The 25,389-nt window shown below is 51.9% G+C and carries 27 protein-coding genes; 19 read left to right on the top strand and 8 right to left on the bottom strand.

The window, feature by feature from the left end; all coding sequences use genetic code 11:
- Nucleotides 1-143: 143 nt before the first annotated feature.
- From HZS79_RS07980 to HZS79_RS07940, 9 genes are all read left to right on the top strand, one after another.
- Nucleotides 144-1,517, top strand: coding sequence for a solute carrier family 23 protein (locus tag HZS79_RS07980; RefSeq protein ID WP_162219456.1), 1,374 nt, complete (start codon nt 144-146; stop codon nt 1,515-1,517).
- 62 nt (nt 1,518-1,579) lie between these two features.
- Nucleotides 1,580-3,211 (top strand): acyl-CoA synthetase, encoded by a 1,632-nt coding sequence (locus HZS79_RS07975; protein ID WP_179927523.1) that lies wholly within the window; start codon nt 1,580-1,582, stop codon nt 3,209-3,211.
- Nucleotides 3,212-3,229: 18 nt separating this feature from the next.
- The gene (locus tag HZS79_RS07970) at nt 3,230-4,078 is read left to right on the top strand and encodes a 3-hydroxybutyryl-CoA dehydrogenase (protein WP_179927522.1); all 849 of its coding nucleotides are present in this window, start codon (nt 3,230-3,232) and stop codon (nt 4,076-4,078) included.
- Nucleotides 4,079-4,209: 131 nt separating this feature from the next.
- Nucleotides 4,210-4,983: an enoyl-CoA hydratase/isomerase family protein gene (locus HZS79_RS07965; RefSeq protein WP_162219459.1), complete on the top strand. Its 774-nt coding sequence runs from the start codon at nt 4,210-4,212 to the stop codon at nt 4,981-4,983.
- A 101-nt stretch (nt 4,984-5,084) separates the two neighbouring features.
- Complete coding sequence (locus tag HZS79_RS07960; RefSeq protein ID WP_162219460.1) at nt 5,085-5,702, top strand: LysE family translocator; 618 nt, start codon at nt 5,085-5,087, stop codon at nt 5,700-5,702.
- Between the two features lie 39 nt (nt 5,703-5,741).
- Nucleotides 5,742-6,437, top strand: coding sequence for a glutathione S-transferase family protein (locus HZS79_RS07955; protein ID WP_179927521.1), 696 nt, complete (start codon nt 5,742-5,744; stop codon nt 6,435-6,437).
- Nucleotides 6,438-6,502: 65 nt separating this feature from the next.
- Nucleotides 6,503-7,042 (top strand): YaeQ family protein, encoded by a 540-nt coding sequence (locus HZS79_RS07950; protein ID WP_179927520.1) that lies wholly within the window; start codon nt 6,503-6,505, stop codon nt 7,040-7,042.
- A 170-nt stretch (nt 7,043-7,212) separates the two neighbouring features.
- A complete protein-coding gene (locus HZS79_RS07945; protein WP_179927519.1) occupies nt 7,213-8,202 on the top strand; it encodes a lipid A deacylase LpxR family protein in 990 nt (329 codons plus the stop codon).
- A gap of 136 nt (nt 8,203-8,338) precedes the next feature.
- Complete coding sequence (locus HZS79_RS07940) at nt 8,339-8,656, top strand: DUF6693 family protein (RefSeq protein ID WP_179927518.1); 318 nt, start codon at nt 8,339-8,341, stop codon at nt 8,654-8,656.
- 72 nt (nt 8,657-8,728) lie between these two features.
- Here HZS79_RS07940 and HZS79_RS16875 read toward each other — a convergent pair whose 3' ends face one another.
- Both HZS79_RS16875 and HZS79_RS07935 read right to left on the bottom strand, forming a co-directional pair.
- Nucleotides 8,729-8,857, bottom strand: a complete 129-nt coding sequence (locus HZS79_RS16875) for a hypothetical protein (protein ID WP_281373466.1) — start codon at nt 8,855-8,857, stop codon at nt 8,729-8,731.
- Nucleotides 8,858-8,956: 99 nt separating this feature from the next.
- Nucleotides 8,957-10,165 (bottom strand): linear amide C-N hydrolase, encoded by a 1,209-nt coding sequence (locus HZS79_RS07935; RefSeq protein WP_218927962.1) that lies wholly within the window; start codon nt 10,163-10,165, stop codon nt 8,957-8,959.
- A 97-nt stretch (nt 10,166-10,262) separates the two neighbouring features.
- Here HZS79_RS07935 and HZS79_RS07930 point away from each other — a divergent pair, with 97 nt between their 5' ends.
- Entirely contained in the window at nt 10,263-12,374 is a 2,112-nt protein-coding gene (locus HZS79_RS07930; protein WP_162219465.1) for a TonB-dependent siderophore receptor, read from the top strand.
- An 86-nt stretch (nt 12,375-12,460) separates the two neighbouring features.
- Here HZS79_RS07930 and yghU read toward each other — a convergent pair whose 3' ends face one another.
- Entirely contained in the window at nt 12,461-13,324 is an 864-nt protein-coding gene (gene yghU, locus HZS79_RS07925; RefSeq protein ID WP_179927517.1) for a glutathione-dependent disulfide-bond oxidoreductase, read from the bottom strand.
- A 169-nt stretch (nt 13,325-13,493) separates the two neighbouring features.
- On the opposite strand from yghU, the gene HZS79_RS07920 reads away from it, so the two are divergent.
- Entirely contained in the window at nt 13,494-14,189 is a 696-nt protein-coding gene (locus HZS79_RS07920) for an aspartate/glutamate racemase family protein (RefSeq protein ID WP_179927516.1), read from the top strand.
- On the opposite strand, the gene HZS79_RS07915 is transcribed toward HZS79_RS07920, so the two are convergent.
- Together HZS79_RS07915 and HZS79_RS07910 are read right to left on the bottom strand one after the other, a co-directional pair.
- On the bottom strand, nt 14,186-14,611 hold the full coding sequence (locus HZS79_RS07915; protein ID WP_179927515.1) for an organic hydroperoxide resistance protein: 426 nt from the start codon (nt 14,609-14,611) through the stop codon (nt 14,186-14,188). The two genes, HZS79_RS07920 and HZS79_RS07915, sit on opposite strands and share 4 nt — an antisense overlap.
- Nucleotides 14,612-14,736: 125 nt before the next feature.
- Nucleotides 14,737-15,186, bottom strand: coding sequence for a MarR family winged helix-turn-helix transcriptional regulator (locus HZS79_RS07910; RefSeq protein ID WP_179927514.1), 450 nt, complete (start codon nt 15,184-15,186; stop codon nt 14,737-14,739).
- 250 nt (nt 15,187-15,436) lie between these two features.
- Between HZS79_RS07910 and HZS79_RS07905 the strand changes: the two genes are divergently transcribed.
- The 6 genes from HZS79_RS07905 to HZS79_RS07880 all read left to right on the top strand — a co-directional run bounded on the left by HZS79_RS07905 (nt 15,437) and on the right by HZS79_RS07880 (nt 21,071).
- Nucleotides 15,437-16,510, top strand: a complete 1,074-nt coding sequence (locus HZS79_RS07905; RefSeq protein WP_162219470.1) for a TRAP transporter substrate-binding protein — start codon at nt 15,437-15,439, stop codon at nt 16,508-16,510.
- A 72-nt stretch (nt 16,511-16,582) separates the two neighbouring features.
- Nucleotides 16,583-17,209: a TRAP transporter small permease gene (locus tag HZS79_RS07900; RefSeq protein ID WP_179927513.1), complete on the top strand. Its 627-nt coding sequence runs from the start codon at nt 16,583-16,585 to the stop codon at nt 17,207-17,209.
- A 2-nt stretch (nt 17,210-17,211) separates the two neighbouring features.
- Nucleotides 17,212-18,492 (top strand): TRAP transporter large permease, encoded by a 1,281-nt coding sequence (locus tag HZS79_RS07895; protein WP_162219472.1) that lies wholly within the window; start codon nt 17,212-17,214, stop codon nt 18,490-18,492.
- 12 nt (nt 18,493-18,504) lie between these two features.
- A complete protein-coding gene (locus tag HZS79_RS07890) occupies nt 18,505-19,029 on the top strand; it encodes a gluconokinase, GntK/IdnK-type (protein WP_162219473.1) in 525 nt (174 codons plus the stop codon).
- Between the two features lie 100 nt (nt 19,030-19,129).
- Nucleotides 19,130-20,125 carry a gluconate operon transcriptional repressor GntR gene (gene gntR, locus HZS79_RS07885; RefSeq protein WP_162219504.1) on the top strand — a complete coding sequence of 332 codons (996 nt, stop codon included), beginning with the start codon at nt 19,130-19,132 and terminating at the stop codon, nt 20,123-20,125.
- A 97-nt stretch (nt 20,126-20,222) separates the two neighbouring features.
- On the top strand, nt 20,223-21,071 hold the full coding sequence (locus HZS79_RS07880) for an MOSC N-terminal beta barrel domain-containing protein (RefSeq protein ID WP_162219474.1): 849 nt from the start codon (nt 20,223-20,225) through the stop codon (nt 21,069-21,071).
- Here HZS79_RS07880 and HZS79_RS07875 read toward each other — a convergent pair.
- Nucleotides 21,025-21,930, bottom strand: coding sequence for a DMT family transporter (locus HZS79_RS07875; protein WP_162219475.1), 906 nt, complete (start codon nt 21,928-21,930; stop codon nt 21,025-21,027). The two genes, HZS79_RS07880 and HZS79_RS07875, sit on opposite strands and share 47 nt — an antisense overlap.
- 256 nt (nt 21,931-22,186) lie before the next feature.
- Between HZS79_RS07875 and HZS79_RS07870 the strand changes: the two genes are divergently transcribed.
- Nucleotides 22,187-22,609, top strand: coding sequence for an OsmC family protein (locus HZS79_RS07870; protein WP_162219476.1), 423 nt, complete (start codon nt 22,187-22,189; stop codon nt 22,607-22,609).
- Nucleotides 22,610-22,722: 113 nt separating this feature from the next.
- Here HZS79_RS07870 and HZS79_RS07865 read toward each other — a convergent pair whose 3' ends face one another.
- Nucleotides 22,723-23,193: a PRC-barrel domain-containing protein gene (locus HZS79_RS07865; protein ID WP_162219477.1), complete on the bottom strand. Its 471-nt coding sequence runs from the start codon at nt 23,191-23,193 to the stop codon at nt 22,723-22,725.
- A 534-nt stretch (nt 23,194-23,727) separates the two neighbouring features.
- Here HZS79_RS07865 and HZS79_RS07860 point away from each other — a divergent pair.
- Nucleotides 23,728-24,693: a L,D-transpeptidase family protein gene (locus tag HZS79_RS07860; protein WP_162219478.1), complete on the top strand. Its 966-nt coding sequence runs from the start codon at nt 23,728-23,730 to the stop codon at nt 24,691-24,693.
- A gap of 9 nt (nt 24,694-24,702) precedes the next feature.
- Here HZS79_RS07860 and HZS79_RS07855 read toward each other — a convergent pair whose 3' ends face one another.
- Nucleotides 24,703-25,371: a response regulator gene (locus HZS79_RS07855; protein WP_179927512.1), complete on the bottom strand. Its 669-nt coding sequence runs from the start codon at nt 25,369-25,371 to the stop codon at nt 24,703-24,705.
- Nucleotides 25,372-25,389: the final 18 nt, after the last annotated feature.

Here is a 25,389-nt window from a genome sequence, read left to right as displayed (position 1 = left end):
CGCAGTGAAACGACCGTTTTAAAACGTATCGTTGTGCTTAACCGCGCCAGTACGCCCGTGCGTATTGTCATGCTGAATCGTTGTTCCGGTTCAAAGCAATGGTATTCACAACAACACTAATGACTAAAACCAAGGAGTATTTTATGCAACTTAAGCACCGCCAGCACGGCGAAGAGCAGCCATATTGGCCCTTAGGGCCGTTTAAAGTGCGATTACCCTTTGTTCATTATCGTTGGGAAATGGCAGAGATGATTCAAGGGCTCATCATGTTTGTGGTTAGCCTGGCGATGATTCCGCTTTTAGAGCAGTACCTAGGCCTTCCTTATGATGTTGCCCTGGCGTATGTGGTGGTATGTGGTATCGGTTTCATGCTACCTGCGCTGCTAGGTGTGCCAATGGTGCCCGGCTGGATTACGCCCGCGGTGCCTGTCGTGTTAGCGTTTCTGGGCGATTTTGAGCCAGGTCCAGAGGCGATTCAGGCGCTGTTTGCACTTCAATTCTTGGTCTTTTTAATTTTCTTAATCTTAGGGGTAACTGGGCTGGGCCGTAAGCTGGTTCATCTGGTCCCCAACTCCCTCCAGGCGGGCATTATTATCGGTGCCGGCATCGCCGCCATTACCGGTGAAATACAGCAGGGCGGGCGCTTAGCTGAGACCCCTGTGTCGCTGATCGCCGGTATGTTAATTGCTATTTTCATGCTGTTTTCGGTGGCCTTTAAACGCTGGGTGGAAGACCACGCGATTATGCGCAAAATTGCCAACTACGGCATGGTGCCAGGCATGATTGTTGCGATTCTGGTGGCTTGGGCGATTGGCGAGTACCCACGGCCTACCATTGAGTGGGGGATTACCCAGCCGAACTTCACTGAGATGTGGAACTACCTGCCCTTTACGGTCGGCTTCCCTGGCATCGATGTCTTTGTGCTGGCCATACCTACGGCGGTGATCGCCTACGTTATCGCATTCGGTGATATTGTCGTAGGGCGTACGCTGATGTCTCGGGTTGACCATATTCGCACTGATGAAAAAATTGACTACAGCACTGATCGTATTCACCACGTCACCGCTATTCGTAACGGTATGCATGCTTTCTTTGCTCCCTATCCTGGGTTGGCTGGCCCGATCTGGACTGCCGTCACGGCCACCATGGCTGAGCGTTATAAAAATGGCCGACATGCCATGGAATCGATTTATAGCGGCGGCGGCACGTTCTGGATTACCGGCTTTATTGCGCTATTCACGCTGCCATTGGTCAGCATGTTTCAGCCGGTGCTGCCCATTGCACTTTCGCTCACTCTGCTGCTGACTGGCTATATTTGCTTAATGGTGGGTATTGAACAGACTAAAACCACCGCTGAGCGTGGCGTCGCAGGCACGATGGCCGTCGTATTGGCGGTATATGGTGCAGGTTGGGGATTAGCGGCCGGGGTCGTGTTGTACGTGTTAGTACAAAAAACAAATATGTTCGGGCGTGAGCCTGCGCCGAGCCAAGACACGGAAGAGCAAGATCAGCGCTAACGATAAAAACGCATTGCGCGATTAACTATCAATATAAAAACGATCAACACAAAAGGTGATTTATGAACGCTTCCATTTTTGAGCAAGGCATGCCGCCTACGGTTGCTAACCATGTACCGCTATCTCCATTGACGTTTATTGAGCGTTCGGCGGCGGTATATCCCGATTACCCAGCGGTTGTGCATGGCACAACGCGCCGCACCTGGGCAGAAACCTGGACTCGTTGTCGCCAGTTGGCTTCGGCGCTTGAAAAACGTGGCCTTCAGCCCGGCCAAACGGTGGCGGCAATGCTGCCGAACATTCCGGCGATGTTTGAAGCCCATTTTGGGGTGCCACTGGCAGGCTACGTGCTAAATACCTTAAATATCCGTCTGGATGCCGAAGCGATTAGCTATATGTTGGCCCATGGTGAAGCGAAAGCCGTTCTTGTTGATCCTGAATTTGCACAGGTCATCAATGAAGCCGTTGCCTTATTAGACGATAAGCCGCTGATTATCGACGTTTTCGATCCGGAGTTTTTAGGCGAAACTCAAGGCATCGGTGAGGTTGAGTACGAAGCACTGCTGGCAGAAGGTGATGCTGACTATGCCTACAAACTGCCTGACAATGAGTGGCAAGCGATTTCACTGAACTACACTTCGGGCACCACGGGCAAGCCAAAAGGGGTGGTTTACCACCACCGTGGCGCTTACTTAAACGCGGTCAGTAATATCCTAGAGTGGGCCATGCCGCATCATCCGGTCTATCTCTGGACGTTGCCGATGTTTCACTGCAACGGCTGGTGTTTCCCCTGGACGATTGCCGCCAACGCCGGTGTTAGCGTGTGTCTGCGCAAAGTAGATCCAAAGCGGATTAACGACCTTATTGTGGATGAGAAGGTCACGCATTTTAGTGGTGCGCCGATTGTACTGAACGGCCTTGTGAACTTACCTGCTGACCAGAAACGTGAATTTGATCATCCCGTTAAAGTGACCACTGCAGGTGCTGCGCCGCCTGCGTCAGTGATTGCTGGTGTGGAGAAACTCGGCATTGAAGTGACCCATGTGTACGGGTTAACCGAGGTTTATGGCCCTGTAACGGTGTGTGCTTGGCGTGAAGCATGGAATGAGTTGCCGCTGGAATCCCGTGCCAAGATCAAGGCTCGCCAAGGGGTACGCTACCACATGCTTGAGGCGCTCTGCGTGGCTGACCCGCTAACCCTTGAACCCGTCGCGAAGGATGGCGAGACCATCGGTGAAATTTTAATGCGTGGCAACAACGTGATGAAAGGCTATCTGAAGAATGCCGAAGCCACTGAGAAAGCTTTGGAAGGGGGCTGGTATCACACTGGTGATCTCGCGGTTTGGCATGCCGATGGCTACATCGAAATTAAAGACCGTTCTAAAGACATCATCATTTCCGGCGGTGAAAATATCTCCACCATCGAAGTAGAAGATGCCATTTATAGCCACTCAGCAGTCGAAGAAGCCGCCGTTGTGGCCAAGCCCGATGAAAAGTGGGGTGAGACACCCTGCGCGTTTGTTAAATTAAAAATTGGTTATGGTGAAATTACTGAAGCCGACATTATTGCTCACTGCCGAGAGCATTTAGCGAGCTTCAAAGTACCTAAGACAATCATTTTTAGTGAACTGCCAAAAACGTCAACGGGCAAAATTCAAAAGTTTGTGCTGCGTGAAGAAGCGAAACAGCACTGATTCAGGGGAAAAATAACGATGAGTGAACAACAAATCGGGGTAGTGGGAGCAGGCACCATGGGGCAGGGGATCGCCCAGGTGGTCGCCGCCAGTGGTTTTACGGTTCGTCTCTTTGATGTCGCCGATGAGCAGCTTACCCGTGCCCAGGGCAACATCGATAAAGGCCTTGGCAAGCTGGTCGCGAAAGAAAAAATGAGCGAGTCAGCTAAGCAGGAGGCACTGGCCCAGCTTTCGACTACCACTGATCTCGAAGCGCTAAGCGACTGCGGCATTATTATTGAAGCCGCCCCAGAGCAACCCGCGCTGAAAGAGAAGCTGTTTCGTGACCTTAGTCATTTAAGCAGCGACGCGATTCTCGCTTCTAACACCTCGTCACTCTCGCTAACGCGGTTGGCCGCCGTGTGCGAGCGACCCGAGCGGGTAGTAGGCATGCACTTTTTCAACCCGGTGCCGGTGCTCAAATTAGTGGAAGTGATTCGTGCTGAACAAACCTCTGATACCACCGTTGAGCGCATAGAAGCGCTGGCGAAAGCGTTGGGTAAAACAGCGGTACCAATTGGTGATGCACCGGGCTTTGCGGTTAACCGCTTGTTGGTGCCGATGATTAACGAAGCTGCCTTTATTGTTCAAGAAGGAACCGCAACACCAGAGGCCATTGATGAAGCAATGAAGTTGGGCGCTGCCCACCCAATGGGGCCGTTGGCGCTGGCGGATTTAATCGGTCTCGATGTTTGTTTGGCGATCATGAACGTGTTGCAGGAAGGGTTTGGCGATCCTAAATATCGTCCCTGCCCGCTGCTAAAGCGCATGGTGGATGCAGGGTATCTCGGGCGTAAGAGCGGTCGCGGCTTCCATATCTACGAGTGAGCATACGTAAGTCCGGATAAGCGGATCAGGTCAGTCAAGCGCGACAAAAGAAGTGATTGCCTACCAACCAAGCGTTCGCTAGGGTTGGTGGGTATTCATTTTTAACGCGCAATAACAATTAAGGAGCCTGTATGAGCGATGCAGTGATTGAAAAAGTTGATAACGATGGTGTGGTACGCCTGACAATTAACCGCCCTAAAGCATTGAATGCACTGAATAGCGATGTGCTAAGTGCCTTGGAAGAACACCTTGTGGAGCTTGAGGCGCACCCACGTTTACGTGCCGTCCTCATTACCGGCGCCGGTGAAAAGTCGTTTGTTGCCGGTGCCGATATCACCGAAATGCGTGATAAAACCCCAGAAGAAGCACGTGCTTTCGCTACCCAGGCACTGCGGACTATCAAACGCTTAGAAACATTGCCCGTGCCGGTGGTCGCGCTAGTGAACGGGTTTTGCCTTGGCGGCGGCTGCGAATTGGCACTGGCCTGCGACTGGGCGGTAGCCAGCGAAAACGCTGTCTTCGGCCAGCCAGAAGTGTTGTTAGGCGTGATTCCTGGCTTTGGCGGCACCCAACGTTTGCCACGTCGTGTTGGCCCCGCCATGGCGATTGACCTGGTAACCACTGGCCGCAAAATCGATGCTCAAGAAGCGCTGCGCATCGGGCTAGTTAACCGTGTGATGCCCCAGGCCGAGCTTGAAAGCTATGTAGAAGAGCTCACCAAGCAGCTTAAAGGCAACGGCCCACTGTCTGTGCGCGGTGCTAAGCAAGCCGTTCACGATGGGCTAGACCAAGATCTTGATAGCGCCCTAGCGCTGGAAACCAGCCTGTTTGCGCTCTGTTTTGCCGGCGAAGAGCAGAAAGAGGGCATGGGCGCGTTCGTGGAGAAGCGTAAACCCAACTTCTAAGCTTTCGCTCATTCAAATTTTACTTATTTAGGGGGTAGCGCTTGCGCTACCCCCGTTTTATTCTCAGGCTTACTACCTCTGATTTCTTTGGAACTGTCACGATGCAATGGGCCGCGTTTTTAATTGCCACGCTTGGTTTTGCCTATTTACCTGGGCCTGCGATGTTGTACACCGCTGCGCAAACCCTGGGGCGCGGCCGACGAGCAGGGTGGTTAGCGGTTATCGGTGTGCATATGGGGTGTTACGTTCATGTGGTGGCTGCTGCGCTAGGCTTGGCGCTGCTGTTTGCGGCTATCCCACCTGCCTATATCGCTATGAAAATCATCGGTGGGCTTTACCTGCTCTGGATGGGACTGCGCCTATGGAAGCAGGGCATTCGCTCCCATGGCGATGAAGTTCCACTGGCAACCACTAAGCGCGTACTGCGCGATAGCTTTCTTGTGGAAATGCTCAATCCTAAGACGGCGCTCTTCTTCGTAGCGTTTCTGCCTCAATTTGTTCAGCCCGACAGCGCTATACCGGTGGCATGGCAACTGCTTTGGCTAGGTGTCGCCACCAATGTGTTGTTCTCTTCTGCAGACGTCATGGTGGTGCTGCTGGCTAGCCCGCTACGGGAGTGGCTACAAAAATCCCATGGCTCCTCCAGGTTGATTCAACGCATTGGTGGCGGCGTATTAATGGGATTAGGAGGCAATACTCTAGCTCAAGCGGCGCGTTAAGAGTGGCTGCTTATTAATTTCCTTTACCAGGAGCGCTGCATGTTTGATCTGTATATCGCCAACAAGAACTACTCGTCTTGGTCGCTGCGCCCGTGGGTGCTGATGAAGGCGCTGAACATTCCCTTCAATGAACACGTTATGCCGTTTGAGGGCGGCATAGGCGAAAGCCATGCCACCTTTACACGTTTTTCTCCCTCTGGCTTGGTGCCATGCTTGGTGGATTCTGATGCAGAGGTGGCGATATGGGACTCGTTGGCCATTGTTGAGTATCTGGCTGAAACGTACCCTAGTGTGTGGCCGGAAGACAAAGCAGCGCGCGCCTGGGCACGTTGTGCCAGCGCTGAAATGCACAGCGGGTTTGGTGCACTGCGCGCTGAGTGTCCAATGAACTGCGGCGTGCGTGTTGGGCTTAAAGAGCTTTCCGCAGGGCTAAGCAACAATTTGGAACGGCTAGATACGCTATGGCAGGAAGGGCTTGAACGCTTTGGTGGTCCCTTTCTGGCTGGGGAACAGTTGTCAGCTGTGGATGCGTTTTACGCGCCTGTTGCGTTTCGGGTACAGACCTTTAACCTGCCGCTGAGCGAAGCATCACAGGCTTATATTCAGCGCTTACTTGCACATCCGGCGATGGAGGAGTGGTACCAGGCAGCGCTGGCAGAAATCTGGCGTGAGCCAATGCATGAGCAGGACACGATTAAAAACGCCACGTTATTAAACGATTACCGCACGGTATAGCGTACTGTCGCCCTGTGTTTCGATAAATCCGCTACACTTGCGAAAATTTTAGATGGATATCTCCAATGGCGTTGAGTGCTACCCCTTACAAAGTTGATGTCAACCTGACGGACCTTGATCGCAATGTCTTTGAGACGCTGCGTTTTACGGTGGCGCGCCACCCTTCTGAAACCGAAGACCGGATGTGCGCACGCCTGATCGCCTACCTACTGTGGTACAGCGAAGCGCTTGCTTTTGGTCGCGGTCTTTCCGATGTGGACGAGCCAGCCTTGTGGGAAAAAAGCTTGGATGGCCGCGTACTGCATTGGATAGAAGTGGGCCTGCCGGATGCCGAGCGTCTTACGTGGTGTTCACGCCGTGCGGAGCGTGTTTCGCTGTTGGCTTATGGGCGAGTGGATCTGTGGGAAAATAAAGTGTTACCGGCAGTGGCGGCACTCAAGAATGTACATGTGGCGGGGCTACCCCAAGAGGCACTGACGACCATCGCAGCGGATTTGCCGCGATCCATTAACTGGGCGGTCATGATCAGTGATGGCTCACTGTTTATTACCGATGAAAATGGCCAGCATGAAATCACGCCGCAATGGCTACTGCGAGATCGCTAAGCTATTTTGCGTGGCTGGGCACGTTAACGACAGACGGAAGGGAAGGGCTTAAGCAGGCGACAAAAGTGAGTAGGATAGTATGCCTGCTATCTATTTGTGTCATTACATGCAATCATTCATAGTTGTTAATGATTGACTGCTTTTGCCCTCCGACACTCAAGGAATGAGTTATGAATAATATTTCCGCTTTGTGCCGGAAAGCGTTGCCTATTGTTTTGCCGTTGAGTTTACTGCCCACAGTGGCGGGAGCCGACAGCGGAGCCCTCTCGATTAAATTCGAAAATGACAGCCTTGCTAGCAGCGATGACGGCCACTATACCAGTGGGTTCGAGCTTAACTGGACGTTTACGCCAAAAGAACAAAGTTGGACGCAACGCCTTGCAACAGCGCTGCCCGATAGCCTTATCGGCCAAGCGGATAGAGCGTCTTATCGCCTCATCCATCAGATTTATACCCCCGATGATATCGAGCAGCGCCTGCTCATCGAAGATGACCGCCCCTATGCTGGGCTTGTCTATGGCGGTATGTCGCTTTATGAAGATGTGCCAGTCGGGGCATGGACACAAGCGACGGATCTGCATCTAGATATAGGACTAGTAGGGCCTTCTTCACTCGCCGATAGTATCCAGCGTGAAGTGCATCGTGTAACGGATAGCCGTCGCCCAGGGGGCTGGAAACATCAGTTGGGTGATGAGGCGTTAGTGAACCTAACTGCTCGCCGCCAATGGTGGCACGATATACCACTGGCCGGTAAACAGTTCTCCCACGGCCCCAGTGTTGGCGCAGCGTTAGGTAACTTATACACCTATGCAAGCACTGGTTATAGCGTACGCTGGGGAGACGATGCTGACGGGATTCCTACGCTCACACCCAATCCTGGCAGCCGTTATCTTATGAGTGGCCAGCGTGGTTGGCAGTGGTATCTGTTCGCGCATGTAGAAGGTTACTACATGGCGCAGAACCTAACGCTGGATGGAAATACGTTTAGGAATAGCCACGCCGTTGACCGTAAAGCGTGGGTAGCCGATGCCTCTGTAGGGCTTGCGATAGCCTGGGAGGACTGGCAGGTAACGTATGCTGCTGTTCAGCGTAGTCGTGAGTTTGATGGTCAGGGTGAGCAGGATAAATTCGGTGCGATGACGCTAACAAAACGTTTTTAAATATAACGAATCGCATACTGCCAAGTTTATGTATGACGATTTATTCATTTTAGCTGAGCATGTATTTTACCATTCACGCTTACTCAAGTGAGTGGTAATCTGCGCCACTTTGTTTCTTAACGATTAAGGGCGCACCGTGAATATTAAAGCGAATCTCTCCATTCTAGATATTATTGGCCACCTGCTTATCTGGCTGGTGCTGACGGTTATCACCCTCGGAATTGCGCTGTTTTTCTTTCCCTACTCGTTTGCTCGTTTTGTCATTAACCGCACTTCAGTGGTTGATAATACGACAGGTGTGGAGCGAAAAATGGTGTGTGATATCAATATTTTTAGCAATGTTGGCCACATTCTTTTATGGATGATCATCACCATTTTGACGCTTGGCTTAGGCTATCTTTTCTACGTGTACCGCGTCTGGAACTATGCGCTTAATAACTCTCGTATTCAGTGAGTAGAGGGTGTTTTTAAGGAACCATTGATCAATGGTTCTGCCACAAATTTCCGGCTTTCAACCCTGCCAGGTTTACGTCGCTTTTGTCAAAATACAGTCGGGGACACCATGGTTGTCGATGGCGCGCCGCTGGCGCTCGGAGAGCATAAAATCAAAATCCAGGGTTATGCCGTTCCGATCCACCGTGCGGTAGTGATACATCCACTGTTACCGCCCAATCACAGCTACGCGTAAATCCCTAAGCATGATGCTGGCGAAGCATCAACGCCAACAAGCAGAAAATCTTTGTTACAGAACCGGTCAGTTGACCGGTTCGAACTGGAAGGGTTCGGCAGGGGTAAAACTTCCCGAAACTTCGCCCACTTGCAGGGACGTCATGTCCACGCCGAGATCAAGCATCCGCACGCCAGCTTCAGGAGAGAAGTCCAGATTTTTCAGTTCCACCCAGAAAAGGTTTGGCGAAATCGCAGATTCGACGTAGAACACTTGATCCTTGTGGTCGGCAACCACCCGCCACCGCGTCGTAGACAGGTTCGGAGCATCAGGAGTGCTGATTCCAAAGGGGACCGAAGCGTTGCGGATCACACTCATCGCGGCGGCTACGGCGATCCGTGGATTGTCCGACTGCTCTACCATGCCGATATATGTGTCGGCGCGCACAAAGCGGTCGGGCGAACGTGTCGTACCGGGCAGAACCTCTCGCGGGTTGACATCCTGCCAATAGCTGACAAGCGCCAGTTGTTGATCATAGGTCGGATCGTTGGTCATGGTGCGATATTCGGGACCGTGGTGGATGACTAGCTTGCCGTCCAGCCACTCCAGGATGGCGCTGTCGCCGGTGGCATCCGACAAAGACAGGTGTACCTTAGCCAGACGGCCTGGCTGATCGGGCACATCCGCCGTCACCACGTTGAAGGGATTACTTTCCATATCGGCCACCGCCTCGGCGACGCTGCCGTAGCTGTCAAGAAAATACTGCGCCCAAATTGAAAGGGACATTTGCGGAGTGGTGCCGTCATCTTCGGGGTATTCTGATGCGACCAACCACAGCATGTTGGCGACCAGGCCAGCTTCATTCATGCCATCCACGGTCGAGAAGTCATAGCCCGACACGATCATGCTGCCGTATTTTGATGTCCATTCCAAAGAACGCGGTCCCGCTTCGCCATTCCGGGTCATGCCTCGTGGGAATACCCACAGATTGGAGAGCATCGGCATGCTCCAATCCATCGAGCGTGCTGTCAGGATGCGCTCCTCCGGACCGTGATAGACGACGCGGGTACAAGCGTCGGCGATTGAAGCGGTTGCAACCAACAGCAACGCCGTATAGGCCAGGCTTCGCCAAACTGAATTGTGTCTTTTCAAAATCTTGATCTCCCCTGAAATATGACGACTAGTCCACGCGACTGGTGGTGCGTCACCATTCGTAAAATTGTCGGCTCCGCCGATGCTGTTGGTCAAGTCGAAAACGAGCAGGTGGTGAAGTGATCTATCGCTGCGCCAGTTCATGGCAGGCCGAGAAGCCATCAATTGACTAGGCCTCTATCTATTGTTTAATGATAATCTATATTATTAGCTTTAGCATTTACAATGGAGTTCGATTCAAATGGCCTTTACACCTACTTTTCGATTGCGCAAGCTAAGCGTTGCGGTAGCGCTTGCGTCGGTAGCGGCTATTTCAGCCGTTTATGCGCAAGACAGCGCACCAATTGACAGCGTCGACCTTGGTACTGTCGAAGTTACCGCCGACGCAGCAGGGCACTTCGGCTATATCGATGCTGAGCGAGAACCTAGCGTTGGCAAACTCGATGTGCCACTGGCAGAGCAGCCATTCTCGATGTCGGTTATCGACCAAGAGTTTATACAAGACAGCGGTGCGAAAAATATTCAGGATGCGTTGCTTTACACTCCCGGTGTTTATGCCGGTAACTTTGGGTTTGATACCCGTGGCGATGGAGCTAGAGTACGTGGGCTAGAGGCTGGTCGCTACTTGGATGGCCTGCGCCAGTTGTATGGCTCTTACAATACGGCGAGAACGAATGTTTATGCGCTAGAAAGTGTTGAAGTGCTACGTGGCCCGTCTTCCATGCTTTATGGCCAAGCGGATTTAGGCGGCATTATTAACGGTGTTTCCAAGCTTCCTCAGGAAGAGCGCAGCGGGGAGGTCTGGGCGCAGTACGGTTCTTTTGATCGTAAACAGCTGGCGTTTGATTTTACTGGTGCCGCGGATGAAGAGGGCAAGTTTTTATATCGTATCGTTGCCTTAGCGCGTGATAGCGATACCCAGGTAGATCATGTTGCCGATGACGGTTATTTAATTGCGCCTTCGTTTACTTGGCGTCCCAATGAGGATACGAGTATCACGCTGCTGCTCAATCGTCAGGAAGATAAAAGTCAGGTGTCTGCCCAGTTCTTGCCTCAGGCAGGCACGTTAGAGCCTGGTTCAAAAGGCTTTATTGGTTCTGAACGCTTTGTCGGTGAACCGGGCTGGGATCGTTATGACAGTGAAAAAACCGAGGCTACGCTGTTTATTGCTCACCAGTTGAGCGATAGCTGGGCTTTTTCGGCGGCCGCGCGCTACACCGATTCCCGCACTGAAACCCGCGAGCATTGGGTGGATATCCCCAGTGTTCCTGATGCTAATGGTGATGTGAATCGCACGATCTTCACCGCAGATGCCGAAACGCGCATTTTGAATATGGATGCGCGTATGGAAGGAAAGTTTGAGGTGGGTGGCACTCAGCATACGCTGATTGCCGGTATTGATCGTCAGGATGCACGTTGGTCCCAGGATAATTATAGCTCGGTGAAGAGCGGCGGGGGCCGCTTTAATGTATATAACCCCCAATATGGCAATCTGCAGCTAGATTCACTCAACCCAGCAGATCGCCCCGATAATGAAATCGAACAGGTCGGGGTGTATCTTGCCGACCATATTGAAATTGGACCGGTCGTTGTATCTGCAGGCCTGCGCCGGGATTGGGCAGAAAACCGTACGCTGGCGTTGTCAGGGCCCGACACGGTTAGCGATGAAGGCGAAACCACTGGGCGGCTGGGTCTGATGTACCGCTTTGCTAACGGCTTTTCGCCTTATGTGAGCTATGCGGAGGCATTCTCGATGAACCTGGGGAGCGACGGTACGGCAAATCCCAGCCCGTTGAAACCAACCACCGGCAACCAAGAAGAGATTGGCTTTAAGTACGTCTCTCCCGATCAGTCGTTGGCGGTTAGCGCAGCGTACTTTGATATCACCCAGCATAACCGAGTCAGTGATGGGGCAACGCCGGGCGGCGTAGAACAAGTGGGCGCAGTGGTGGATGGTTGGGAGCTACAGATCAATAAACGTTGGCAGCAGTTTGAGACGCAGCTGGCGTATACCAACCTTAACGCGACCAACGATAGCACGGGTGTCCGGCTACCTTTCGTTGCCGAAGAGCAGGCTTCTTGGTGGAACCGTCTTTATGTGGGTAACAACTGGCGTATCGGCGCTGGGGTGCGCTATGTGGGCGATAACGTTGGTTCTGGTGGTGCCCCAGTGGTGCCTTCTAACACGCTTTATGACGCCATGGTGGGCTATACGATGGGGGAGTGGGACTTCTCGGTAGATGTGAAAAACGCCACCGATGAAGAGACCATCTCCTGGTGCCGTTACGAAGGTGGCGATTGTGGATATGGCGATCGCCGAAGTATTACGGGTAATATCCGATACCAGTTCTAAGCCATAACACGCGACGAGGCAGGGTGAAGAACCTCTAGGTAAACCAAAACGGCCCATTCGAGCCGTTTTGGTCGTTCATTATTGGGCTAGGCTTTGTCTTGGGGTTGCAGTGGAAAGTCACTGGCATCGTGGCGTTCGTGGAGTTGTTCGCTCGGTTCTCCCCAAGTGCGGTTGACCATGCGGCCGCGTTGAACGGCAGGGCGCGCGTCAATCTCTTCGGTCCAGCGTAAAACGTTCTGATACGTATGAGCTTCTAGAAACTCAGCTGCTTCATACACGCGGTTTTTCACCAGTGCGCCGTACCACGGATGAATTGCCATATCCGCAATGGTGTACTCATCGCCCGCCATAAAGCGGTTATCTGCCAAGTGGCGATCCAGTACATCAAGCTGACGCTTCACTTCCATGGTATAGCGATCAATCGGGTACTGGTATTTTTCCGGTGCGTAAGCATAAAAGTGACCAAAGCCACCGCCAAGCATGGGCGCGCTGCCCATTTGCCAAAATAACCAGGACAGGCACTCGGTTCGCTTCGCTGGATCGTTGGGTAAGAACGCACCAAATTTCTCGGCTAAATAAAGCAGAATCGCACCTGATTCAAATACCCGCTGGGGCGGAGCAGTGCTGTGATCCATTAGCGCAGGAATTTTAGAGTTGGGGTTTACCTCAACAAAGCCGCTGCCAAACTGATCACCTTCGCCTATCTGTATCAGGTGAGCGTCGTATTCAGCTTGCTTCATTCCCTGTTCCAGTAGCTCTTCAAGCATTACCGTGACTTTTACGCCGTTGGGTGTTGCAAGAGAGTAAAGCTGCAGCGGATGCTTACCCACGGGTAGTGCTTTCTCATGAGTCGCGCCTGCTACAGGGCGATTGATGTTAGCGAATTTTCCACCGTTACCAGGCTCCCATGTCCAAACCCGCGGTGGCGTATAGGTCGTGTTGTCGCTCATGTTTTCCTCTCTCTTAATCAAGTGAAAAGGGGCGGTGCAGCGACTCACCCGATGTTGTATACCTGTCTAGTCGTTATGGTCAGTCTTTATGCGGGCCGTATAACGCTGTTAAAAGGATAGCGGGTTATTAGCCTGTTAATAAACAGATATCTATCAAGGAGAGTGGGTTATGCGCGTTATTGGCGTATTGGGCGGAATGAGTTGGGAGTCGACACAAAGCTATTATCAGGCGCTGAACCAAGGGATTAATCGGGCCCTCGGCGGCTTTCACTCGGCCCAGATCGTGATGGTAAGTGTCGATTTTGCTGAGATAGAAACGCTGCAAAAACAGGGCGATTGGCAGACTGCTGGCCAGTTACTTGCAAGTGCCTCCAAGCGTATTGAAAAGGCTGGGGCTGAGTGTTTGCTGTTGGCCACCAATACCATGCACAACGTAGCGCCTGCGATAGAAGCCGCTATTCAGATTCCTTTTATGCACATTGCTGATGCTACTGGGGAGCAATGCCAGAAAGATGGCGTGACGCGGGTTGGGTTAATAGGCACACGTTTCACGATGGAGCAGGACTTTTACAAGGCACGCCTAAAAGAGCGCTTTGGGGTTGCTGTGGTTATTCCGAATGAGCAAGAACGTGCCGAGGTGCATCAGGTTATTTTCGATGAACTGTGCCATGGCCATATCAACGACGTATCGCGTCAGCGGTATTTGGATATTATTGCATCGCTTCATCAGCAGGGCGCACAGGCCGTGATTCTTGGCTGTACAGAGATAGCGCTGTTGGTTGAGCAGAAACACACCCAAATACCCCTTTATGACACCACCGCTCTGCACGCAAGCAAAGCGGTGGCTTGGGCGCTAGGTAATTAAACTAGCGTCAGTGTCACATCGATATTTCCGCGGGTAGCGTTGGAGTAGGGACAAACAATATGAGCTTTGTCGACCAGTGTTTGGGCAGCGTCTTTTTCAAGACCAGGCAAGCTGATTTTCAGCTCAACTTCAATACCGAAGCCGGTGGGGATGGCGCCAATACCCACACTGCCATCGATCTGGGTATCCTCAGGCAGGGTCACTTTTTCCTGGCTTGCTACGTGCTTTAACGCGCCTAAAAAGCAAGCAGAGTAGCCCGCAGCAAACAGCTGTTCGGGGTTGGTGCCTTCACCACCTGCGCCACCTAGCTCTTTAGGTGTGCTGAGTTTTATGTCCAGCACGCCGTCAGAAGATTTAGCGTGACCCTCGCGGCCGCCAGTGGCATGAGCGTGTGCGCGGTAAGCAACTGTTTCAATAGACATAGATCATTTCCTATACGTGGTTGTTATGGGCCAAACTCGTGCTTGGGGTTTTAATTTAGTGCAGCTTTATTTAGTGCGCAAGTAAGTTGCCAAAAAAGCGAGCATCCTATGCGGCATTCAGACGGCTACTTGATCTTTTGTAAGCTTTCGCGCAGTTGGACTAGATCCTCTTTCAATTGGGTTAGTGTTTCCACCGATTTTGCGCTGGCGTTGACAACGCAACTGGGAATATGGCGAGCCTGTTCACGTAGCGAACGGCCTTTCTCTGTCAGGAATAATTCGACGACACGCTCATCTTGGAGGCTACGCTGGCGGATAAGTAACTGGTCACTTTCAAGCCGTTTTAACAGCGGCGTCAACGAGCCTGGGTCTGTTAGTAGGCGTTTGCTTAGGGCACCTACCGTCAGTCCATCTTCTTGCCAGAGCACCAGCATGGCAAGGTATTGTGGGTAAGTGAGTCCTAGCTCTTTGAGCAGAGGCTTATAAACTTTGGTCATCATCAGTGATGTTGAATACAGCGCAAAGCAGAGCTGGTGATCTAGCTCTAGTTCACTACAAGGGTCTTGCGCAGGCATGTCGACTCCGAGACAGGGTGCATAGCACGTAATGTAGCGTGCAAGGTCGTAAGTGGCTATCCCTAGACGTTGGTCGTAAGTCAGCAGTTTTGTTTTGACACCGAGTGTTGCGATGGCTAGCCTTCACCTATCGTATGTTACCGGTAACAAATTTGTTGGAACATAAACTGCAAATCTGATGGCCGATACGATTCGATAGCCTGTCGGTAAATAGCCAACCAACAACAACGACTATTCTGGAGATAACGTCATGACAACGATTTGGCGCAGCACGCTTACGCTGGTCGGTGCGACCACTCTGACTTTTGGCATGGCACATGCTCAAAGCCCTGAACTTTCTGATCCTCCTGCAATTGAAGGCGAAGTAGTGGCTGATCACGGAAGTCACACCTTACGCATGGGCATTGGCCTATCCGAAACATCGCCGCAGTTTCTCTCTAGCCAGTACTTCGGTGAAATTCTTGAGCAGCGTACGGATGGTCGTATTACGGTCAATGTTTTCCCCAACAGCCAGTTGGGCGACGATGTCCAAATGATGGAAATGCTGCAAACCGGCACGCTGGATATGACCTATCCTTCAAGCTCGGCCACTACCGGTTATGTGCAAGCGCTCTCCGTGTTTGACCTTCCATTCCTGTTGCCGAGCCGTGAAGCAGCGGTTGCTGTGATGCAGAGTGACGTGGCTCAGGGAATGCTGGATGCGTTTGAGGGCACAGGCCTAAAAGCACTGACGTTCTCAGAAAACGGTTATCGCCAGCTGTCTAACAGTGCACGACCAGTTGAATCACCTGAGGATGTTGCTGGCTTGGATGTGCGTGGACTCAGTGTTCGTACGATGGAAAACCCAGTGCACTTAGCCATTTGGGAGGCGTTAGGTGCTAACCCGACGCCAATGGCCTTCGGTGAGCTATTTTCGGCGCTTGAGCAAGGTGTTGTGGACGGCCAGGAAAACCCGTGGAGCACCATCCTGACCTCTAACTTCAATGAAGTGCAGGACTACGGCACTGAAACACGCCATGTGTATACGCCATTTATCATGATGCTTTCCGAGCGTACCTGGAACCGTATGGCACCGGAGTATCAAGAGCTGGTACTTGAGGCCGCCCGTCAGTCGGCTGAGTACGAAATCCAACTCTCTGCCGAGTATGACGACTGGTCGCGTGAACAGTTAGAAGCACGCGGTATGCAAATCACTCGCTTAGATGATGACCAGTTAGCTGCTTTCCAAGATGCAGTGCAGCCTGTTTATGAACAGTGGGCGGCGCGTATCGGTGAAGATCTGATCGCTGAAATCCAGCAAATCGTGGAAGAAAACAGCAACTAAGCTGCGACGTATCACGCGCCAATGGGCAGGTCCACACGCCTGCCCAGCTTGTCAGTGCCCCTCGGAGTTCTTATGACTACCTCCTCTACTCCCCCAAATGCGGTGACCTCTACAGCACCGACGTTGGAAGATCCGTCGGTTTATTTGAATGACCCTAATCGCAAGCTGCTTGAGATTGATACTGAGACACGCCAGGGGCCTGTGCTGTTTCGCTGGTTAACACTCGCTATGGAGTATTTGATTGGCGCTATTTTGGCGGCGCTGATTGTGGCGGTTTCCAGTAATGTCGTCGGCCGTTCTGTGTTTAATCATTCACTGCCTTGGGTCGATGAATTGGCGCGTATGCTGTTTATTTGGCTGGTCTTTATTGGCGCAGCGGCAGCGTTTGCACGCTATGAGCACATTGCTGTTGATGCGCTAGTAAGGCGTTTGCCGTTGCGCGTTGCGCACATGCTCTATTTCTTACAGCACCTGATTATTACTGGGCTAATGCTGGTGATGATGTGGGGGGGATATCAAGTGCTCACGCGCTCAAGCGGACGCTCCGCCATCATGGGCGTGCCGCTAAACTTGGTCAGCCTTTCGTTGGTGTTGTGCGTCATTTTTATTGCAGCGGTATCGCTCTGGCGCATGTGGGTCAGTGTGGATGTAATTCGTCAACCGCATCGCCAACCGACTGACTTACCAGGGGAGCGCTAATTATGCTGTGGATTTTTCTCGCCATCTTATTGGCGTCTATTGTGATTGGTTTGCCAATTGCGTTTGGTCTAGGGGTGGCTGCTCTGGTGATGGCGGTGCTCTCTGATATCCCGCTATCGATTATGATTGAGCAGTCAATCCGGGGTGTGAACAGCTTTCCGCTGCTGGCGATTCCATTCTTTATCCTCGTCGGTGAAGTGATGAGCAACGGCGGTATTGCACGACGTTTGATGGAGCTTGCGGGTGCGTTGGTTGGCTTTGTGCGCGGTGGGCTTGGCCAGGTAGCTATTGCCGGTTCAATGTTTTTTGGCGGGATCAGCGGCTCAGCGGTAGCGGATACCGCAGCCACCGGTGCCATGATGATTCCATCAATGAAACAGCAAGGCTACACCGCTGCAAACGCCACGGCGATTAACACCGTGTCGTCGGTGATTGGCATTATTATCCCACCATCTATACCGCTTATTTTATATGGCATTGTTACCGAGACGTCGATCAGTCGTCTGTTTATTGCGGGGATTGTTCCAGGCCTGTTGATTGGTGCTGCGTTGATGGTGACCACTTTTATTTTGGCGAGTAAACAGGGGGGCGGTGTTCGCCAATTCCGTTGGGATCGCTTATGGAAAGCGTTTAAAGATGCTTGGCTAGCTCTGGCACTTCCTGTGATCGTGATTGGCGGCATTATTGGTGGCGTGTTTACCGCCACCGAAGCAGCCGTTGCGGCGTTACTTTATTCACTGGCCATTTCTCTGCTGGTATACCGTGAATTTAAGCTCAGCGAGTTGGGCGGTATGTTAATTCGCACGGCAAGGCTCACCGGCATGGTGATGATGCTGCTGGCATTTGCCACCGTTATTGCCTGGTTTTTAACCATTAACATGGTTCCACAAACCTTAGTGCGCCAAGTGCAGGCAATTACTCAAGAACCGTTTTTGCTGCTGCTGATTGTGGCGGGGCTACTGCTGTTGGTGGGGTTCGTGATGGATCTAACGCCAGCCATGGTGATTATGGCGCCAATGCTTGCGCCGATCGTGACATCGGTAGGTGTTGATGCCGCTTACTTTGGCGTTCTAATGGCCTTTATTTTAGGTATTGGGCTGTTGACCCCGCCGGTTGGCACCTGCCTATACGTGGGGTGTGGTGTCGGTAAGGTCTCCATGGAGTCCCTGGTAAAAGCCATGCTGCCTTACTATGCCGCCTTGATCGTTGTTCTGGTGGTGCTGATTGCGTTCCCTGGCATTGTTACTTGGTTGCCTGACCTTACTGCCGTGCGCGGCAATTGATAGGAGCATCGAGTGAATAAGCCATCGCATCGTATTCTTGTCATGGGCGTTTCTGGGTCAGGGAAATCCCATGTGGGAAAGCAGCTAGCGGCAGAACTGGGCGCAACGTTTATTGACGGTGATGACCATCATTCACCAGCCAATGTGGCGAAAATGGCTAGCGGCACGCCACTCAACGACGGTGATCGTCGAGACTGGCTAGCAACGCTTGCTAACTTGTTTGCGGCCCATAAAGCGCGTCATGCATCTGTGGTCATCGCCTGTTCCGGCCTTAAAAAACGCTATCGGGATCGCCTGCGTGAAGGTGACCCCGAGCTGCGTGTTTTGTATCTAGAAGGAAGCCACGCGCTGCTGCGTGAGCGGCTAGAAGCCAGGGCAGGGCACTTCTTTAAAGGTGATAGTATGCTGGCGAGCCAGCTTGCCGATTTAGAGCCGCCAAGCAGTGATGAGGCGTTGACCGTGTCCATTGCGCTCTCGCCTGACGAGATTGTCAAGCGCTTCACGGCGGCGCTAGCGCCTACGTTACGCGTTCATTAGGCTAAAGGATGGGATAGGCGAGGGGCCGTACTATTCGCTATGGTATGGCCCCTGCGCATTTAACAGACTTACGCACTTAACAGAACAGTCAGTGACGCCATTGAAGAAAAAACGCCCGACATTACAAGATATTGCTGATCGCGTTGACGCGACAAAAATGACCGTCAGTCGCTGCTTGCGGGACCCTGATACGGTATCAGAAGGGCTTCGTGAACGTATTTTTAGCGTTGCTGAACAGATTGGCTATATTCCCAATCGGGCACCAGACTTACTTTCTCGGGCTACCAGCCACTCTATCGGCGTGTTGGTACCATCGCTGACCAACCAGGTATTTGCTGATGTCATTGTCGGTATCGAAGCGTACACCGAGCCTGCTGGTTATCACTTGATGCTCTCTCACTACGGTTACAGCCCTGAGCTTGAAGAGCGCAGTTTGGCCTCGCTGCTCTCTTATAATGTGGATGGCGTCATCTTGTCTGACCGCGATCACACGCCACGTAGCCTGCGGATGTTGGAGACCGCGGGTATTCCTATTGTGGAAATTATGGATACCCGTCGCCCACCACTGCAGCAGGCGGTGGGTTACGATAACGTGCAGGCCGCTTACGATATGGTCAGTGAGATGATTCACCGTGGCAGGCGTCAGGTGATTTATCTCGCTGTGCGGCTGGATGAGCGGACACGCCAGCGTGAGCAAGGGTATCGCCAGGCCATGGAAGAGCATGGCTTAGCGCCGGTAACGCTACAGAGCAGTCAGCGCTCTTCCTATAGCGTCGGGGCGGCGCTGATGCAGCAAATTCAGCGTGACTACCCCAGTGCCGATGGCATTTTCTGCACCAACGACGATGTTGCGGTGGGGGCTTACTTTGAGTGTTTGCGCCACGGTGTCAGCGTGCCTGAACAGATGGCGATTGCTGGGTTCCACGGCCACGATGTTGGCCAGGCGATGAGCCCACGCCTTGCTAGTGTTATCACCCCCCGGCAAGCCATTGGCGAAGCCGCCGCGAAAGCGCTGCTGTCGCGTATTCGTGGCGAAGCACTCGAACAGCCGGTCATGGACTTAGGTTATCGGGTTGAGCTGGGTAAAACGCTTTAGCACGGCTGGTGGCAGCTTGCCCGCTATCTCGATAGGCTATCCTGATCATTAGCAGAATTGCCTGTTAAACCACCGCGCTAAAGAGCATGAGGCCGCCGTGAACATTACCCAACTCATTATCTATCCTGTTAAATCGCTGAAGGGAATTAACGTCACTCAAAGTGACATCCATGACCATGGGCTTGGCTGGGATCGCCGTTGGATGTTGGTGGATGCTCAGCAGCGTTTTGTCACCCAGCGCCAGTTACCTGCGCTTGCCACCATTGCGGTTGAATTAACCGATCAAGCGTTGGTGCTGTCTCACCCAAATGTTGACCCGATCGAGATTTCCCTTGCGGAACCCCAAGGTAATTTGCGGCTTGTGAAAGTGTGGGACGACCACTGCAAAGCACTACCAGAAAGCGAGGACGTATCGCACTGGCTTGTGACGGCATTGGGTGAGCAAGCACAAGGCATCAGTTTGGTGCGCTTTGCCACCGAGTTTACGCGTTCTGTTGAAGAGGACTTTTTGGCGGGAGGCGAGGCGCATACCTATTTTTCTGATGGCTACCCTTTTCTGATAACCACCACCGGCTCTCTAGATGCCTTGAATCAAGCGCTGATTGCCAATGGGCAGTCCCCTGTGCCGATGGACCGTTTTCGGCCGAATATTGTGGTGGCATGTGATGATGCTTGGGCGGAAGACCAGTGGGCAACATTAGCAGCACGCCAGGGCAGTTATGAACTGACGCTACGCAAACCCTGTCAGCGCTGTAAGATCACCACCGTTGATCAGCAAACCGGTACCATACCTGCACAGGCAGAGCCACTGAAAACACTGCTTGCCCTGAACACTCAGCCCCACCTGAAAGGTGCCTACTTTGGCCAAAATTCCACGTTAACGGCGGGTCAAGGTGGCACTATTCGTGTGGGGGACGAGGTGGTGTCAACGCAGCGCGAGGCTTAAACCTTAATAGTTTTGTGGCGACAGCGGTTCCTAACAGAGTGATTACCATACCTGCCACCACTTGAAAGCTAAGTGTTTCATTAAGCAGCAAGTAGCCCCACAGCAGCGCGCTGACTGGAACCAAAAAGGTGACGGTTGAGGTGGCGGTGGCCCCTGCACTGGCTAATAGGCCGAAATAAAGCAAGAAGGCTAGCGTGGTGCTGAGCACCGCTAGCGCTAGCGCGTTGCCCCAAGCAAGCGTGCTGACGGGGTCGCTGGGCCAGAGCAGTAGACCAGGGATCAACAAAACTAATGCCGACATGGCACTACTACCTGCTGCCAGGACTCGTGTTGGTAAATGGCCGAGGCGGGTTTTAGAGTAATTTCCAGCAAGGCCGTAGCAAAATGTTGCGCCCAATACGGCAATAATAAACCAGCCGTCGCCACCTAGGCTAAAGTCTAGCCGGTCAGCCGATAGCACATACACACCCAGTAGCGCTAATGCTAAGCCAATGTACTGCTGGCGCTGAACGGGGGTGGCAAAAAAAGCAGCGCCTAGTAAAGCGGTAAAAATCGGTGTGGTGGCGTTTATCAGCGACGTAAATCCCGCCTCCAGCCGAGTTGTTGCTAACGCTAACAATGAAAAAGGTAGTACATGATTAATCACGCCCAGTAGCAGTAACGGCCCTTTGTGCTGCCAGATCAGCCGCAGGTAGCGCAGGCTCAGGAGCAGCGGCACCAAAAGCAAAGCGCCAATGCCCATCCTGACTAACACTAGCGGAATGGCACCAAATTCTGGTGCGGCGACGCGCATGAAAATAAACGATAGCCCCCATAGGGAAGAAAGCAGTACCAAACGCAGCGCATCGGCCGATGACATGATGTGTCCTTAGGTGAATAGCGGCAATTATTATAGACATGGTGGTGAACGACGTCGTGTTGAATGTAACAGAGGTGCTCAGCTTAGCGACATAGCGGCTGAAAACGAACATATAGGCAGTTTGCCATCATATTTTACTGCGTCGGCCCCGTTAGTTCGGCATAGGCGAGAGAATCAGCTACGCTGAGTGAGCTGGTGGACGCACCTTATGCGTCTACTTACGCATCAGCGAACTACCATAGGAAAGGAGAACAGAATGGATAGTAAAGCAAACGCACGCTGGGAAGGCGGTTTGAAAGATGGCGAAGGCCGCGTCTCTACAGAAAGCGGAGTATTAGAAGCAAGTTACTCGTTTAAGCAGCGCTTCGAAGGTGAGCCGGGCACCAATCCTGAGGAGTTAATTGGCGCAGCTCATGCTAGCTGCTTTTCCATGGCACTTTCGATGATTCTGGGAGAGAAAGGCTATACCGCAGAGGCAATTGATACCGCTGCCCGCGTTACACTTTCACAAAGTGCAGGCGGTTTCGATATTTCAAGTATTCATTTAGAGGTATCGGCAAGCGTGAGTGGTGCGGATGAAGCTGTTTTTCAAGAGGCCGCTGAAACAGCTAAAGCGAATTGCCCCGTATCCAAGGTGCTTAATGCTGACATTACGATGACAGCTAAGCTTAAAAACTAATTATTTTGATAACATGTGTTATGGTGATTTTTTCTATATAGAAGTTTTGTATGTTTAATATAAAAGGCCTTGGCAATTGCCAAGGCCTTTAGAGGAGCTAACTAAGTTATTGCTTAGTTGTTCTCTTGGTTTTCTACGTTTTTCTCATGCATTTCTGCATTGCGCTCACGCACTTCTGTGTTGCGCTCATACTCTTCTGCAGCTTCAAGAGCATCTTGTGATGCATTAACGCGAATAACGTAATCGTCGCCATCGTCATCTTTGACTAATTCAAGCGAATCCCATGCGACTGCAACGTCTTTTTCACCCATTCCAAGGAAGCCACCAACGCTAATAACAACGGCATGGATTTGCCCATCTTCGTCAATTACTAGGTCATTAATAGTGCCGATATCTTCATCGTCTTCTACTGAGCTTTTGACTTGGTTGCCTGTCAGCGAGTCCGCATGAAAGGCACCATCAGGCGTGCTAGTAAGGTAGGTCGCATCCATGGTAGTGGTGTTTTCAGCATTGGCAGTGCCTGCTGCCAAGATGAATGCGGGTACCATCAGCGTACCTAAAAGTGCAGGTTTGATCATTTTCATTGCTCTTGCTCCTTGCGCTTGCATAAAGACATAACGCTTCTACGTCGATGTCTAAACAAATTAACAGCGAATAGTGCTAGCTTTTTTTCATCCTGAAAAGCTGTTGATATATTCCATTATATCGGTATGTCGGTTGCTAAATCGCTGTTATTCCTGGTGATAAAAATTTCGCTCGTTTTTAATTAAGCGTGGCTACCTTAGTGCGGTGTTTTAATGCTGCAATAAAAGTGGCCAGTGCCTTTCGCGTCAATGCGATAAGACACTTAGTAAGATAGACGTTATACCAAGTTTTGCAATTATAATTGTAATGGTTTTTAATTTTTTAAAGATAAGCGCTTGTTGTATATCGATGATTTTTAACTGCGGCTATTTATAATTAGGGTTGATGTGGTTTGTCAATCAATAAACGTATTACTCTGATGCTTCAAACGCCTGCGACAGTCTGTCGAGTTGACCCCGTAATGACGAGTCGGCATATTCTTGCTCAAGTGGCCCAATTGGCACAGCATAGAGGCCACATCATAAGGAGAGCCCATGACAACGTCCGCGCGGTACCCTGCTTTTCGACGAATTAAGCAGCTTTGTGTCAGTAGCTTTGCATTAGGTGCTTGGCTTTTGGCGAGCGCTGCCGCCGCTAATGAGAGTGATTTGCCAAAAGGTCATTTTGCGCTCCCTGAAGAAGGCAATATGGTTGGCGAGGTGTACACAGTATCCGCTGGCCAAGAGGATACTCTTCTCGATATTGCTCGTGCGCACAATGTGGGCTACGAAGAAATTCGTATGGCAAACCCCGATGTGAGTATCTGGGTGCCAGGAGAAGGAACCGAGGTCACCATCCCAAGCCAGTTTATTCTCCCTGATGAGCCGCGTACGGGGATTGTCATTAACGTGGCCGAACTGCGTCTTTATTACTACCCAGAAGTGGGTGAAGGCGAAACGCCAATGGTGGAAACTTATCCTATCGGTATTGGACGTGACGCATTTGACACGCCATTAGGGGTCACCAAGACCACCATGCGTTTAGAAAATCCAGCATGGTATCCGCCAGCCTCTATCCGTCGCGAGGCTGCTGAGCGCGGTGATCCACCGCCCGCCGTGGTTCCGCCAGGCCCAGATAATCCACTTGGGAAATACGCTATCTTGCTGGATATTCCTGGTTATCTGATTCATGGCACTAACCAGCCGGATGGCATCGGTATGCGGGCTAGCCGTGGTTGCATTCGTATGCATCCAGAGGACATTGAGTCGATATTCTGGCGGGTGCCGGTGGGCACGAAAGTCAATATTATCGATGCCCCTATCAAGGTGGGCTGGAGCAGCACTGGTGGAGCCTATATCCAAGCATTTACGGCCACGGATGAGCAAGCTTTTGGTATGCAAACACTGCTAGAAGTGGTGAGCTTGATCGAGGCTCACGAGCAAGAAGGGCGTAGCATCGACTATGAGCTGGTAAGCAATGTGCTGGAAAAAGCCAATGGTCAGATTGTTCCGCTTAATTAATTGTTTTGTTTAGTTAATAGGGTCACGTCTGAGGCTGGCTGCGCTGAGTGTTGGAACGAGTTCTAATGCTACTGCTTGGCGCACCAGCTCAGCCAGATTGGAGGCATGCATAGCCTTCATTGCTCGGAGTCGGTAGACCTCGACGGTCTTGCCGCTAATTTGCATATGCTCGGCAATTTCACGGCTGGTCATACCCTCTGCCACATGTTTCACAATACGCTGCTCTTTTGGACGCAGGGATTGGTAACGTGTGCGCAGCAACGCCAGTTGTTGTTGAGCATGCAACTGTTGATGGGCGCTGCCTAACGCCTGTTGCACGCTGTCGATTAGTTGCTGGTGATTAAATGGCTTTTCGATAAAATCAAACGCGCCATTTTTTAGTGCAGCCACCGCCATGGGGACATCGCCATGCCCGGTCATCATAATGACCGGCAGGGTAGCGCCTTGGTCAACAAGCTGCTGCTGCACTTGAAGCCCGCTCATTCCAGGCATACGAACATCAAGCAGCAGCGCCCCCAATTCGTCATGTTTGCTGGCTAGAAACTGCTCGCCGCCATGAAAGGCTTGGGCCGTTAGCCCAACCGACTCAAGCAGCCATACCAGCGATTCACGCAGTGCCTGATCGTCATCAACAACCGCAATGGTGGCGGTAGATTTTTGTTCAACACTGCTGGTCACCGCTGGCTCCTTGTCATG

Origin of the sequence: Vreelandella zhaodongensis (genome assembly GCF_013415115.1) — a bacterium.
Classification (GTDB): Bacteria; Pseudomonadota; Gammaproteobacteria; order Pseudomonadales; family Halomonadaceae; genus Vreelandella; species Vreelandella zhaodongensis.
The sequence above is the reverse complement of the archived record's forward strand: the minus strand, read 5'-3'. Positions and strand labels throughout refer to the sequence as shown.